This window comes from Polaromonas sp. AER18D-145 (assembly GCF_002379095.1).
Classification (GTDB): domain Bacteria; phylum Pseudomonadota; class Gammaproteobacteria; order Burkholderiales; family Burkholderiaceae_C; genus Polaromonas.
The window spans coordinates 53,718-66,956 of record NZ_NBZV01000001.1 but is presented as its reverse complement, the minus strand read 5'-3'; the positions used below and the strand labels follow the sequence as shown (position 1 = coordinate 66,956).

Sequence of the window (13,239 nt, the reverse complement as noted above, 5' to 3'; positions counted from 1 at the left end):
GGCGATGGGGCAGAGCCTGTCAGGCGCAAACCGGCGACGTGCGCTCGTGAATCCAGCCCAGGGCGTGTTCCGTCGCGTAATGCACGGCAGCCGCCGCGCTGTCAAAAAGCCCGCTGAAACGCAGCACGCGGTCGTGCGTGGCACTGCCGCGTCCGGAGCGGATGGAGACCGACGCCGCGTAAAGGCCTTCGCCCTGCGGTTTGGCGAGCGGCGAGACAAGGTACTTGCCCACCGCGATGTTGGTGTGATCGATGTTCATAAAATCCGTGCCGGGTATTTTTCCCGGCTTGATAAATAAGGAAATAACGGCTTGCAAGCAAGCCCGCGCGTGTTCGGGTCCTGACCGCCAGGCTTTACAAAAAAGGACTGGCTGGTTGAGCCTTGCGTGGGCACCGTTGGGGAGGTGCTCGCCGGAAATGGAACAGTGTTTGAGAGGGTTCAGCGCTGTAGGGGGCACTGAAAACACTGTGAATTCGGGCTCTTGGAAGCGCCGCATTTGAGAAGGAAGCCGCGTGGTAAGGGGGCTTCGATGTAAAAAGCTGAAGCTTTACCGAATCACTTATTGTAACCGTTACCACGCCTGCGTGCACAAAGCCAGCCCAAGGGCTGCGCAGTACACGCAGACAAGCGTGAAAGCCCCATTTCAAGCAGGGGCCGCGGAACCGGCTTCGCCGGGCCGCAGGCGCAGCGGCCCCCTCGGGGGGGCAGGGAGTTACACGCAGTGAACGACCGTGGGGGCGATTCAGTCTTCAAACTGCGGGTGCAGCAGCCGGATCCGGCTCATGGCCATGCCGGCCGCCGCCGTGCGGGTTTCGACCCCGAGTTTGGCAAACACCCGCTCCAGGTGTTTTTTCACCGTCATCGGGCTGGTGCCCAGGATGTCGCCGATATCACGGTTGATCTTGCCCTTGACCACCCAGTACAGCACCTCGGCTTCGCGCGCCGTGAGTTTGAAGCTCAGGCTCATGGCCTGGATGACCGTGTCGTCCGACTCCTCACGCATGATGATCAGCCAGTCGTCGTCGCCAGTCTGCTGGTGCAGGCGAAAGGTCAGCCGGCGCGCAACCGAGGCAGCGCTCTCACACACGAGGCGCGGCGGCTCGATCTGCCGCTCGGCATCGGCCAGGTTGCGGCGCAGCCAGGTCAGCACGGCCTCAGGCGTCTGTGGCGCGCTGGTTCCGTAGTACTGCTGCAGCAGCTCGCGCGCCAGCGGTGTCTGCCACATCAGCTTGCCGTCGCTGGCGCGCACCGTGATGGTGGCGTAGCCAAAGGCGTCCAGGGCGTTGCGCGCCTGGCGCTTCTCGCGCGCGCTCTGCAGGTGCACACCGATGCGCGCCAGCACCTCCTTGGGCTTGATGGGTTTGGTCACGTAGTCGACACCGCCCGATTCCAGCGCGGCGACCAGGTATTCGGTCTCGGTCAGCCCGGTCATGAAGATGATGGGAATGTGCGCCGTGCGGGCGTCGGCCTTCAGGCGTTTGGCCACTTCGAAACCATCCATGCCCGGCATCATCGCGTCGAGCAGCACGATGTCAGGCAGCGCCTGGGCGGCGCGCTGCAAGGCGGCTTCGCCGTGTGTGGCCACCAGCACGGTGTAGCCCGATTCATCGAGCGCGTCGTGCAGCACCGACAGGTTGTCGGGCACGTCGTCGACGATCAGCACCACGTCGCTGTTGGCGCGGTCCAGCGTGTGCGCGAGTGTGCGGTCGTTCATGTGGGCACCTGGCTGAGCTGCTGGCTCATGGTTTCAAACTGGAACTGGCGGGCCAGGCCGCGCATCTCGGCGGCAAACCCCGCGCTTTGCGGCTGTGATTTTTCGATCTCGTCCAGGGTATTCATGATGCCGCGAAAATAGCCGAGGTTGACCACCTCGCGCAAGGCGTCGAGCTGCGCCGCGGGCGGGTAGATGCGCGGCAGCCCAGCCGGTGCCGGTGCGGCCGGGGTCTGCGGCGGCGCTTCCAGCCAGACCAGCGCCAGGCGCCGCTCCAGCCAGTCGATCAACTCACTGTGGCGCACCGGCTTGAGGATGAAGTCTTCCAGGCGAATGCCCACATCGTTGTCCAGCCCCTTGTCAAAGGCGTTGGCCGACACAATGGCCAGGTGAATATCGGCATGGCCCGCCGCACGCACGCGGCGCAGGGTCTCCCAGCCGTCGATGCCGGGCATGGCCAGGTCCATCAGGATAGCCTCGGGCCGGTAGCCGGCGGCCAGCAGGTCCAGGCAGTCGTGGCCGCTGGCGGCCGTGCGTATCTCGAAGCCCAGCGGCTGCAGCACATTGACCAGCAGCTCGCGGTCGGCCTCCTCGTTGTCCACCACCAGCACGCGCCGGCGCGGGCCCGCATAGCCGTTACGCGCCTTAAGCGCGCGCGACGATGGCGCCGGCAGCGCGGCACCGGGCGCCAGCCGCACCTCGGGCAAGAACAGCTTGACGCGAAACACCGAGCCGACATCGGGCGTGCTGGCCACCGTGAGTTCGCCGCCCATCAGGTCGGTCAGCATCTTGGCAATCGTCAGGCCCAGGCCCGCGCCGGGCGCCGCGGGACCCGGTGTGGCCGCCCGCGTGAAGGGTTCAAAAATGCGCTCGATCTCCTGCGCCGACAGGCCGGGGCCGGTGTCCTCGATCTCGATGCTGGCCATCTCGCGCGCGTATTTCAGCCGCAGGTTGATGCGCCCCCGGGCCGTGAACTTGACGGCGTTGCCCAGCAGGTTGATCAGGATCTGCCGCACACGTTTTTCGTCGGCGCGCACCACCACCGGCAGCGTGCCTTCGGACTCGAAGTGAAAGGACAGGCCCTTGGCCTGGGCCTCAAGTTCGAACATGCCGGTCATCTCCTGCACAAAGTCGGTGAAGTGCATGGGCCTGACGTTGAGCGTGAGTTTGCCGCTTTCGATGCGCGCGATGTCCAGCGTGCCCTCGATCAGCGAGAGCAGGTGTTCGCCGCCGCGCTTGATGACGCCGACCGCCTGCTGGCGGTGCAGCGGAATCGACGTGTCTTCCCCCATGAGCTGGGCGTAACCGAGAATGCTGTTGAGCGGCGTGCGCAGCTCGTGGCTGATCGCGCTGATGTAGCGGCTCTTGGCTTGGTTGGCCAGGTCGGCCACACGTTTGGCCTGCTGCAGCGCCTCGTCGGTCTGGCGGTGCGACTCGATTTCCTTCATCAGCAGGTGGGTCTGGCGGTTCGACTCTTCCTGCGCCACTTGCCGGCTCTTGTGCGCCAGCACCAGCCACCAGGCCACCAGCCCGGCGATCACCAGCAGCGCCATGTAGGCCTTCAGGAAGCCGGAGCGCAGCGCCGATTCGGAGGCGGCCTGCAGGTCCAGCAGGGCGCGCATTTCCTGGTGGTAGAGCAGGCCGAACACACTGGCCAGCAGTGGCACGATCACCAGCATCAGCAGCAGGAAGTGCCCGAGCCCGGTGTCCAGGTACGGCCAGATGCGACGCGGCAGCAGCCAGCGCAGGGTGGCCGACCATTGCGCCGACAGGCTGGCCTGCGGTTTGCACAAATCGCCGCAACGCGCGTCCAGCGTGCAGCAAAGCGAACAGATGGGCCCCTGGTAGGCCGGGCAATGCGCCATGTCCGGGCCTTCGTAGTCGCGCTCGCAGATCACGCAGCGCTTGAGCGCATAGGGCTTGTAATTGCCCTGGGCATCGGTCGCGGGCGCCTCGCCCTGGCGGGCAATGTAATAGCGCCCTTTCGTGACCCAGGCAATCAGCGGCGAGGTGATGAAAGCCGTGCCCAGCGCAATGACCGCAGAAAAAGCCTGGGCCAGCGGGCCGAACAGGCCCAGGTGGGCGCTCACCGACAGCAGCGAGGCCAGCGCCATCGCCCCCACGCCGACCGGGTTGATGTCGTAGAGGTGCGCGCGCTTGAACTCGATGCCTTTGGGCGACAGGCCCAGCGGTTTGTTGATGACGAGGTCGGCCACCACCGCCATCATCCAGGCAATCGCGATGTTGGAATACAGGCCCAATACATCGCCGAGCGCCTGGAACACATTCATCTCCATCAGCATGAAGGCGATCAGCGTGTTGAACACCACCCAGACCACACGCCCCGGGTGGCTGTGCGTCAGACGCGAGAAGAAGTTGGACCAGGCGAGTGATCCCGCATAAGCATTGGTGACATTGATCTTGAGCTGCGAGATCACCACGAACAGCGCGGTGGCGGCCACGGCCCAGCCGTAATGCGGAAACACGTATTCATAGGCCGCCAGGTACATCTGGTTGGGGTCCACCGCGCGCTCCAGCGGCACCATGTGCTGGATCGCCAGATAGGCCAGAAAGGCGCCGCCCAGCATCTTGACCACGCCCAGCAACACCCAGCCCGGCCCGCCAGCCAGCACGCCGGCCCACCAGCGGCGACGGTTGGCCGCCGTGCGCACCGGCATGAAACGCAGGTAGTCGGCCTGCTCGCCCATTTGTGTGATCAGCGCGATACCCACAGTCAATGCAGCACCAAACAAGTGCAGATCAAACCCTGAACTCGTGCCTTTTTCACCTTTGTAGTGCGTTATTCCGGCGAAGGCGCCTGGATCACGCACCAAAACATACACAAACGGCACCACCAGCATGATCAGCCAGAGCGGCTGCGTCCAGACCTGCAGCCGGCTGATGGCCGACACCCCGTGGGTGACCAGAGGGATCACCACCAGCGCGCAAATCAGGTAACCCCAACTCGGCGGAATACCCAGTGCCAGCTCCAGCGCATAGGCCATGACCGCCGCCTCCAGCGCAAAAAAGATGAAGGTGAACGACGCGTAGATCAGCGAGGTCAGGGTCGAGCCGATGTAGCCGAAACCCGCGCCGCGCGTTAGCAGGTCCATGTCGACCCCGTAGCGGGCGGCATAAACGCTGATCGGCAGGCCAGCCATAAAAATGATGAGGCCGGTGGCGACGATGGCCCAGAAAGCGTTGGTGAAGCCGTACTTCACCAGCAAGGTGGCACCCACCGCTTCCAGGATCAGGAAGGAGGCCGCACCAAACGCGGTGTTGGCGACCCGCCACTCGGACCATCGGCGAAAGCGCTGCGGCGTGAAGCGCAGCGCGTAGTCTTCCATGGTTTCGCTGGCGACCCAGCTGTTGTAGTCACGCCTGACCTTGATGATGCGCTGCACCGGCGCCTCGGGCTCCGCCTGCGCAGGCACGGCAGGCGCCCACGGGGGCACCACCTGGGTCGGCAGGGGCGGCGGCGTGGCAGTGGCGTCCATGGGGTGTCAATACGTCATAAGGCGGAGCCTCATCAAGTGCAGATTCCATGCCACAGAGGGAAAACCAGCGCTGCACGCCTTGTTCCTGTGGCACCATTCTTGCACCCCGGCAGAGCGTCCACTGCTGCAGCCGACCCCGGAGAACCCATGGAACTGACCCCCAGAGAAAAAGACAAGCTGCTGATCTTCACGGCCGCGCTGCTGGCCGAGAGGCGCCAGGCCCGCGGCCTGAAACTGAACTACCCGGAAGCCGTCGCGCTGATCAGCGCCGCCGTGATGGAAGGTGCACGCGACGGCAAAACCGTGGCCCAGCTCATGAGCGAAGGCCGGACGATTTTGACCCGTGCCGACGTGATGGACGGCATCCCCGAGCTGATCCCCGACATCCAGGTCGAAGCCACCTTCCCCGACGGGACCAAGCTGGTCACCGTGCACCAGCCGATTGTTTAAGCCCACCCGAGAACAACACCATGTCCATCAAAGCCAAAAACGCTCTTTTTTTGATAGCTGCTTGCGCCCTGTCGGCGGTGGCTAGCGCCCATACTGGCACTGAAGTCGGCGAGGCCGCGCACGGCCACGCCAGCGCCTTCATGAGCGGTTTCCTGCATCCGCTGACCGGCCTGGACCACCTGGCGGCCATGGTCGCGGTGGGCCTGTGGAGCGCGCTGGCCGCGCGCCGTGCCTGGCCCGATCTGCTGTGGGCGCCGCTCGGTTTTTCCGCCATGCTGCTGGCCGGCGCCTTCCTCGGCCTGCAGGGCGTGCAATTGCAGGCCGTCGAACCGATGATCGCGAGCTCGCTGCTGGTGATCGGCCTGCTGGTGCTGACGCGCTGGCGCGTTCCCGGCATCGCCGCCGCGGCCCTGGTCGGCGTGTTTGCCGTTTTCCACGGCCTGGCCCATGGTTATGAGCTGGCCGGGGATGCGAATGCCCTGCCGGTCGTGGCCGGCATGCTGGCCGCCACCGCGCTGCTGCACGCTGCCGGGGTGGCTGCAGGCTGGGCCTTGCGCCATGCCAGCGTCTGGGTGCCGCGCCTGGCCGGCGCCGGCGTCGCCATTTTTGGCCTGGCCCTGCTCGGCAGCTTCGCCTGAAAAAGAGGAGTTTTCATGATCCCCGGCGAACTGATAACCGACGGCCCCGACCACGCACTCAATACCGGGCGCCGTACCCTGACCGTGGTGGTGCAAAACAGCGCCGACCGGCCCATCCAGGTCGGCTCGCACTACCACTTTGCCGAAACCAACGGCGCGCTGGCTTTTGATCGCGCCGCCGCGCAGGGCATGCGGCTCAACATCGCCTCCGGCACCGCCGTGCGTTTCGAGCCCGGACAACAACGCACGGTGGAGCTGGTGGACTTCGCCGGTGAACGAAAAATTTACGGCTTTCGCGGCCTGGTACAGGGAAAAGTTTGATGCCCCCACGTTCATCACTTTGTGTATTCACTGCCCCCCGAGGGGGCGCTGGCCTCCCTTGGGGCGGCCCTACGGGAGTCCGTTGATGGCAACGATTGGCAGACGCGCTTACGCAGAAATGTTCGGCCCCACCGTGGGCGACCGCCTGCGCCTGTCCGACACCGATTTGATGATCGAGGTCGAGGCCGACTACACGCTGCGCGCCGGCAGTTACGGCGAGGAAGTCAAATTCGGTGGCGGCAAGACCATTCGAGACGGCATGGCGCAGTCGCAGAAAACGCGTGCAGAAGGGGCGATGGACTGCGTGATGACCAACGCGCTGATCATCGACCACTGGGGCATCGTCAAGGCCGACATCGGTCTCAAGGGCGGGCGCATCGCCGCCATCGGCAAGGCCGGCAACCCCGACACCCAGCCCGGCGTGGACATGATCATCGGCCCCGGCACCGAGATCATCAGTTGCGAAGGTTTGATCGTCACCGCCGGCGGCATCGACTCGCACATCCACTTCATTTGCCCGCAACAGATCGAGGAAGCGCTGACCTCGGGCGTGACCACCATGCTGGGCGGCGGCACCGGGCCGGCCACCGGCACCTTTGCCACCACCTGCACACCCGGCCCATGGAACATCGAACGCATGTTGCAGGCCGCCGACGCCTTCCCGATGAACCTCGGTTTTCTCGGCAAGGGCAACGCCAGCCTGCCGGCCGCCCTGCACGAGCAGATCGATGCCGGCGTGATCGGCCTGAAGCTGCACGAGGACTGGGGCACCACGCCGGCCGCGATCAGCAACTGCCTGGATGTGGCGGATGAGACCGACACGCAGGTGGCCATCCACAGCGACACGCTCAATGAAAGCGGTTTTGTCGAGAACACCATTGCCGCCACCAAGGGCCGAACACTTTGCGCCTTCCATACCGAAGGCGCGGGCGGCGGCCATGCACCCGACATTCTGAAGGTGGTCGGCGAGCAGAACTTCCTGCCGTCCTCGACCAACCCGACCATGCCCTACACCGTCAACACGCTGGACGAACATGTGGACATGCTGATGGTCTGCCACCACCTGGACCCGGCGATTGCCGAGGACCTGGCTTTTGCCGAAAGCCGCATCCGCAAGGAAACGATTGCCGCCGAAGACGTGCTGCACGACCTGGGCGCGATCAGCATGATGAGCAGCGACAGCCAGGCCATGGGCCGCGTCGGCGAAGTCATCATCCGCACCTGGCAGACCGCGCACAAGATGAAGCTGCAGCGCGGCCACCTTTCGCCCCCTGCCAGCCCTCACCCTCTTTCCCTCTCCCGGGGGGAGAGGGAAGCGATTGGTGGCCTGCCGAGTACGGCAGACCATAGCCCTCGGTGTGACAACTACCGCGCCAAACGCTACATCAGCAAATACACCATCAATCCGGCGATCGCCCACGGCATCGCACACGAAGTCGGCTCGATCGAAGTCGGCAAATGGGCCGACCTGGTGGTCTGGAAGCCGGCCTTCTTCGGCATCAAGCCGGCGCTGATCCTGAAAGGCGGCTTTATTGCCATGGCCCCCATGGGCGACCCGAATGCCTCCATCCCGACACCGCAGCCGGTGCACTACCGCCCGATGTTCGGCGGTTTCGGCGGCGCGATTGCCAAGGGCTCGCTGACCTTTGTCTCGCAGGCCGGTTTGGCCGGCGGCATCAAGGAACGTTTCGGCCTGGCCAAGAACCTGGCTGCCGTGAAAAACATACGCGGCGTGCAAAAGCGGCACATGATCCACAATGACTACGCGCCGAAAATGGAGGTCGATGCACAGACCTACTCGGTGCGCGCGGACGGCCAGTTGCTCACCTGCGAACCAGCCGTCAGCCTGCCAATGACACAACGCTACTTTCTTTTCTGAACTGAATTTTCTCCATGCTTCAGGTTTCCAAAATCATGCCGCAGGGCGCCGGCCTGGCACCCGTGCTGCTCAAGCGCGCGGCCACGGTCGAACTCGACTGGGACATCCGCCAGAAAAGCCGCTTCGAGGCCACCGACTCGCTGGGCCGCCAGCTCGGCATCTTCTTGCCGCGCGGCACGCTGGTGCGCGGCGGTGATGTGCTGATTGCCGAAGACGGGTCCATGGTGAAGGTCATTTCCGCGCCGCAGACCGTGCTGCGCATCACCGCTTGTGCAACCCACGGCTCACCGTTCGACCTGACGCGCGCGGCCTACCATCTTGGTAACCGCCATGTGCCGATTGAACTCAAGCCCGACCACCTGAAGATAGAACCCGACCATGTGCTGGCCGACATGCTGCGCTCCATGCATTTGATCGTCAACGAAGTCAGCGAGTCCTTCGAGCCCGAAGGCGGCGCCTACAGCGCCGGCGGCCATGGCCATGCACACGAGGGCGGCCATTCCCACGCGCACGCGCCGGTGGCGGCACCCGCGCCGCACGTGCACGGTCCTGACTGCAAGCATGGGCACGATCACGGCCATGAGCACACGCACCACGAAGTGCAGCCGGTCGCGATCCAGATCCACCCACACAAGCCGCACAGCCATTGAACGCGACGGCCCAGCCCCTGCCGGCCGCCAGCCTGCTGCAGTTGATCTGGCTGGCCTCCCCGGCCCTGCCCGTCGGCGGATTCTCCTACTCAGAAGGGCTGGAAGCCGGCGTGGAACGGTCGGGAGTAGCTACAGAAAGCATAGCATCGGACTGGCTCAGCGACCAGTTGCACCTGAGTCTGGCGCGCGGCGACCTGGCCGTGATCGCACAGGCGATTCCGGCCTGGCGCAGCGGCGCGCTCGACCAGGTGAAGGCCCTCAACGACTGGGTGCTGCAGACCCGCGAAACCAGCGAGCTGCGGGCGCAGGCAGAGCAGATGGGCCGCTCGCTGCTCGAGTGGCTGCGCAACCACCACAGCGTCAGCAACGCAGATATCGACGCCTGCGCGAAGTTGCCACCGACCTACCCCGTCACCTTTGCGCTGGCCGCTTCGCCGCTGACCGCCGGAGTGTCCGACTGTTTGACGGCCTATGCCTTCGGTTGGGCCGAAAACATGATGCAGGCCGCGCTCAAATCGGTGCCGCTGGGCCAGAGCGCCGGCCAGCGCATCCTGGCACGGCTGGCCGCAGAAATCCCGGCGGCCATCACCACGGCCATGGCGCTTGAAGACCACGAACGCCAGGCCTTTTCGCCCATGCTGGCGATTCTTTCATCGCAACACGAAACCCAATACTCAAGGTTATTCCGATCATGATTGCAACGCAGAACCGCTTCAAGCAAGATCACGCCCCCTCGGGGGGCAGTGCAGCCGCCTTGGCGGCAAACGTGGGGGCACCATGAGTCTGCACCACATCGCCAATCGCACCAAGAAACTGCCACCGCTGCGCGTGGGCATAGGCGGCCCCGTCGGCTCCGGCAAAACCACCCTGCTGGAAATGCTGTGCAAGGCCATGAAGGACAAGTACGACCTGGTGGCCATCACCAACGACATCTACACCAAGGAAGACCAGCGCATCCTGACCGTCAGCGGCGCGCTGGACGCCGAACGCATCATGGGCGTGGAAACCGGCGGCTGCCCGCACACCGCCATCCGCGAAGATGCGTCGATCAATCTCGAAGCCATCGACCGCATGCTGGAAGACTTTCCCGATGCCGACGTGGTGTTTGTCGAGTCCGGCGGCGACAACTTGGCCGCGACCTTCAGCCCCGAACTCAGCGACCTGACGATTTACGTGATCGACGTCGCCGCCGGCGAGAAAATCCCGCGCAAGGGCGGCCCGGGCATCACCAAAAGCGATCTGTTCGTGATCAACAAAACCGACCTGGCGCCCTACGTGGGCGCCGACCTGGCCGTGATGGAAGCCGACACCATCCGCATGCGCACCACGGCCAAAGGCTTGAAGCCTTTTGTCATGACCAACCTGAAGACCAACACGGGCTTGGCGGAGGTGGTGGCGTTTATCGAAAGCAGGGGCATGCTGCAGAGCGCCTGAAAGAGAGTTTTCTCACCCTTCCCCGTCCGGCAAGAAGGCGAGGCTAAAATACCCCAACTGGAAGCGTGGCAGAGTGGTCGATTGCACCGGTCTTGAAAACCGGCAAAGGGAAACCTTTCGTGAGTTCGAATCTCACCGCTTCCGCCAGTCCCCTATCGACTTGATGAATTTGTCCCGAGGCGGACTATCTGCCTCGGCCTCAATTGCCGCAATGGCCATCCAGTGCCTGGCATCTTCATGCAGCTTTTCAGCTAGCGAGCCAACCCAACATCCTGTGATCTTGGAAAGGTCGCCTGCAGAGTTGGGAAATGCCCCTGCGACGCTCGAATGCGGGATTATCTGGCGCTGGCGTCAGCTGCCGGAGCCACCTTGGCCGCGGCTTGTTTGCGCGAAGAATCCTGAACATCGTACGAGCCGAAAACTTCGCGGGCCGAGCGGGTTTCCGGCAGGATATAGACGATGCCATTTGTCCCGGTGAACGACGGGCTCACCACGTTTTCGTAGAACTTGACCGGCACATTGATGCAGCCAAAGGAAATGCGGTTGTCCAGTGGACTCGGTGTGGCCAGGCGCTCGGCCCGGCGCTCCTTGGGCTGACCCGTCACGACCCGGTGCAGCGAAAGGGCACTGTCGTAGTCCACCCAGAGAACCTCCTGGCCGTGGATATCCCGGTCCAGTGAAGCCACGAAACGACCGGCAGGCGTGGTGCGCTCCGCCGGACGAATGCTCGAAAGCTTGCGCTGGCCAATACCGGGAACGGAGTCATCACCCACGGCCAGCCCCAACAGCGCGTTAGCAGCGCCTCGAAGCTGTCCCTGTGCATCGAACATGAACACACGAGCCTGCACCTTGTCGATGATCATGAAGGGCAACTTGCCGTTGTCGGCTGAGTCGACCACCCACTCGGCCAATTTCCGGGACTCCGGCGATGACATTTCCTGGCCAAAGTTGGCCAACCTGACAAGCTGAGCGGGCGCGACCTGCGGTTCGACGGCTGCCGAGGCGCTGCCATGGTCACGCGGGGCTGCGGCGGGGTCTGGCGCGCTCAAGGAAGGTGCGTTCGGTGCGGCCGCGGCCGCGGCTGGAAGTATCAGTGCGCTGACCGTGACTGCGCCGAGAAGGACGCCTCGGGCCAGAAAGACGGCAACCGAGCGTGTAAAGCTGGCTCGCGGCAGCTCAGCCCAAAACCTGCGTTCATCTCTATTTATCTGAGTTGGCATCGTGGTGTTCCTGTGCGCGAGACGGTAACCTGTCACGGCAGGCTTTATCGTCGCATTATGCAGGCTTGACCCTGACACGTCAGGGCATTTTCATGGTAACCCTGTCCCGCCATGCCTTGACAGAGGACCCACACAACCGCAGGGGTCGTGTGGGTCTCGTTCGTGCTGTCTCTTTGCCGATTGCTGAATCAGCGGACCATTCCGCCGTATCAGGTCAAGCAAGGGGGGGCGCGGAAGTTTTTAACCCCGTAACCCCCACAGCTGACTTTAGTTGCGACCCTGTTTAGCCGGACGGACTGGCGGCTCGTAGGCGGGCATTGGCGCGGCGGCTGGCGCGACGACAACAGGAGCAGGCGGCGGTGGCGGTGGCGCGACATACACCGGAGCTGGTGCAGGCGCGACAACGGCTGCTGGCACGTAAGCTTGCGCAACAGGGGTCTGGGCTTTGGGGCCAAAACGGTAGACCAGGCCAACTGAGGCCATGTCGATGTGGCCGCGGTTCCTGACCGGGTCATTGATGCGGTAGCGTTCCAGTTCGGCACGCACAGCCAACGCTTGCGTGATGGCGTACTGCATACCAACACCGACTTTGAGGTTGGTGTCGTTCTTACGCGTGTTGGAAGTGTTCACTGGTACGGCGCCGGTGCTGTTGAAGCTGGCCCTGCTTTGTGCATAAGCCGCACCAACGCGACCGAAGACGGAAAAGCGATCCGACACCGGCAGCATGCCCACCAGATCGAGGTTCAGGCCGCGAACGCGAGTTTCACCGTTGAAGGTGCCGGCTGCGTTATCGACAATTCGGTTGGCGTTAACCGTGTAGCTAGACTTACCCAAATCAAAATAACCACCTTCCACCGCAAAATTACGGTTGAGCTGGTAGCCGCCGAACAGCTTGTAGCCGGTGCCGCTGTTGTCTTCAGTCGCGGAAGTAGCCCTCAAGCCCTGACCGGCCAGAGTTTGGTTGATGGAATCGTTGTTAAAGTCGGCGCGGGTGCGACCGATGTTGCCGCCAATATACGGACCGGTGGTCTCGTCTTGCGCAAAGGCGCCGGAGCTGGAAACAGTTGCCAGTACCGCCAGAGCGATAAGCCCTAGTCCGCGCCTGGCTGCGGGGAATTTTGATGCTGTCATGATGTCGTCCTAAAAGGTTGAGACAGGTTGTAAAAAAAGAGCCGATGATTTATTGGTGGCCGGGCTCGTTTTTTGACAAATTCGAGTCAGACCAAGAGTGAAATCAACCGCAAATGTGATCTGTCTTCAATCGTCAATTTGTAGGAAGATGACACCAACTATCGTCATTTTTCAAAAAAACAACAGCTCTAGATGCGCAAGGGATGCTTGGGCAAATGTCTTTCGGTGCGCATCCCTGCCTGCCATGCCCCCTCCTCGGGGACATCGCTTCCGTCAAATCTGGGCGCCGACCACAAGGCGGCTGCGGT

At 63.5% G+C, this 13,239-nt stretch carries 12 protein-coding genes and 1 tRNA gene; 8 read left to right on the top strand and 5 right to left on the bottom strand.

Annotated features, from left to right (window positions below; all coding sequences use genetic code 11):
- Positions 1-19: 19 nt before the first annotated feature.
- From B7G52_RS00355 to B7G52_RS00345, 3 genes are all read right to left on the bottom strand, one after another.
- Positions 20-259, bottom strand: coding sequence for a hypothetical protein (locus B7G52_RS00355; protein WP_096695462.1), 240 nt, complete (start codon positions 257-259; stop codon positions 20-22).
- A 483-nt stretch (positions 260-742) separates the two neighbouring features.
- Positions 743-1,714, bottom strand: coding sequence for a response regulator transcription factor (locus B7G52_RS00350; RefSeq protein WP_096695461.1), 972 nt, complete (start codon positions 1,712-1,714; stop codon positions 743-745).
- Positions 1,711-5,208, bottom strand: coding sequence for an ATP-binding protein (locus B7G52_RS00345; RefSeq protein WP_096695460.1), 3,498 nt, complete (start codon positions 5,206-5,208; stop codon positions 1,711-1,713). The genes B7G52_RS00350 and B7G52_RS00345 overlap by 4 nt, the downstream gene beginning before the upstream one ends.
- A 147-nt stretch (positions 5,209-5,355) precedes the next feature.
- On the opposite strand from B7G52_RS00345, the gene B7G52_RS00340 reads away from it, so the two are divergent.
- From B7G52_RS00340 to B7G52_RS00305, 8 genes are all read left to right on the top strand, one after another.
- Positions 5,356-5,658 (top strand): urease subunit gamma, encoded by a 303-nt coding sequence (locus tag B7G52_RS00340; RefSeq protein ID WP_077592967.1) that lies wholly within the window; start codon positions 5,356-5,358, stop codon positions 5,656-5,658.
- Positions 5,659-5,678: 20 nt separating this feature from the next.
- Positions 5,679-6,296, top strand: coding sequence for a HupE/UreJ family protein (locus B7G52_RS00335; protein WP_096695459.1), 618 nt, complete (start codon positions 5,679-5,681; stop codon positions 6,294-6,296).
- A 15-nt stretch (positions 6,297-6,311) separates the two neighbouring features.
- The gene (locus B7G52_RS00330; RefSeq protein WP_096695458.1) at positions 6,312-6,617 is read left to right on the top strand and encodes an urease subunit beta; all 306 of its coding nucleotides are present in this window, start codon (positions 6,312-6,314) and stop codon (positions 6,615-6,617) included.
- Positions 6,618-6,702: 85 nt separating this feature from the next.
- Positions 6,703-8,496, top strand: a complete 1,794-nt coding sequence (locus B7G52_RS00325) for an urease subunit alpha (protein WP_096695457.1) — start codon at positions 6,703-6,705, stop codon at positions 8,494-8,496.
- A 14-nt stretch (positions 8,497-8,510) separates the two neighbouring features.
- Positions 8,511-9,146 carry an urease accessory protein UreE gene (ureE, locus tag B7G52_RS00320; protein ID WP_096695456.1) on the top strand — a complete coding sequence of 212 codons (636 nt, stop codon included), beginning with the start codon at positions 8,511-8,513 and terminating at the stop codon, positions 9,144-9,146.
- Positions 9,143-9,841: an urease accessory protein UreF gene (locus B7G52_RS00315; protein WP_096695455.1), complete on the top strand. Its 699-nt coding sequence runs from the start codon at positions 9,143-9,145 to the stop codon at positions 9,839-9,841. Before ureE ends, B7G52_RS00315 begins: the two co-directional genes overlap by 4 nt.
- Positions 9,842-9,923: 82 nt before the next feature.
- A complete protein-coding gene (ureG, locus tag B7G52_RS00310; RefSeq protein ID WP_096695454.1) occupies positions 9,924-10,580 on the top strand; it encodes an urease accessory protein UreG in 657 nt (218 codons plus the stop codon).
- Between the two features lie 59 nt (positions 10,581-10,639).
- A tRNA-Ser gene (locus B7G52_RS00305) sits at positions 10,640-10,727 on the top strand.
- A 188-nt stretch (positions 10,728-10,915) separates the two neighbouring features.
- Here B7G52_RS00305 and B7G52_RS00300 read toward each other — a convergent pair.
- Complete coding sequence (locus B7G52_RS00300) at positions 10,916-11,629, bottom strand: hypothetical protein (protein WP_205853008.1); 714 nt, start codon at positions 11,627-11,629, stop codon at positions 10,916-10,918.
- Between the two features lie 438 nt (positions 11,630-12,067).
- Positions 12,068-12,931 (bottom strand): outer membrane beta-barrel protein, encoded by an 864-nt coding sequence (locus tag B7G52_RS00295; protein ID WP_096695453.1) that lies wholly within the window; start codon positions 12,929-12,931, stop codon positions 12,068-12,070.
- Between the last annotated feature and the right edge of the window lie 308 nt (positions 12,932-13,239).

Bases quoted from the DNA above. Each gene is read 5' to 3' on its own strand.
- B7G52_RS00355 (WP_096695462.1), bottom strand. From the start codon at position 259: ATGAACATCGATCACACCAACATCGCGGTGGGCAAGTACCTTGTCTCG.
- B7G52_RS00350 (WP_096695461.1), bottom strand. From the start codon at position 1,714: ATGAACGACCGCACACTCGCGCACACGCTGGACCGCGCCAACAGCGAC.
- B7G52_RS00345 (WP_096695460.1), bottom strand. From the start codon at position 5,208: ATGGACGCCACTGCCACGCCGCCGCCCCTGCCGACCCAGGTGGTGCCC.
- B7G52_RS00340 (WP_077592967.1), top strand. From the start codon at position 5,356: ATGGAACTGACCCCCAGAGAAAAAGACAAGCTGCTGATCTTCACGGCC.
- B7G52_RS00335 (WP_096695459.1), top strand. From the start codon at position 5,679: ATGTCCATCAAAGCCAAAAACGCTCTTTTTTTGATAGCTGCTTGCGCC.
- B7G52_RS00330 (WP_096695458.1), top strand. From the start codon at position 6,312: ATGATCCCCGGCGAACTGATAACCGACGGCCCCGACCACGCACTCAAT.
- B7G52_RS00325 (WP_096695457.1), top strand. From the start codon at position 6,703: ATGGCAACGATTGGCAGACGCGCTTACGCAGAAATGTTCGGCCCCACC.
- ureE (WP_096695456.1), top strand. From the start codon at position 8,511: ATGCTTCAGGTTTCCAAAATCATGCCGCAGGGCGCCGGCCTGGCACCC.
- ureG (WP_096695454.1), top strand. From the start codon at position 9,924: ATGAGTCTGCACCACATCGCCAATCGCACCAAGAAACTGCCACCGCTG.
- B7G52_RS00295 (WP_096695453.1), bottom strand. From the start codon at position 12,931: ATGACAGCATCAAAATTCCCCGCAGCCAGGCGCGGACTAGGGCTTATC.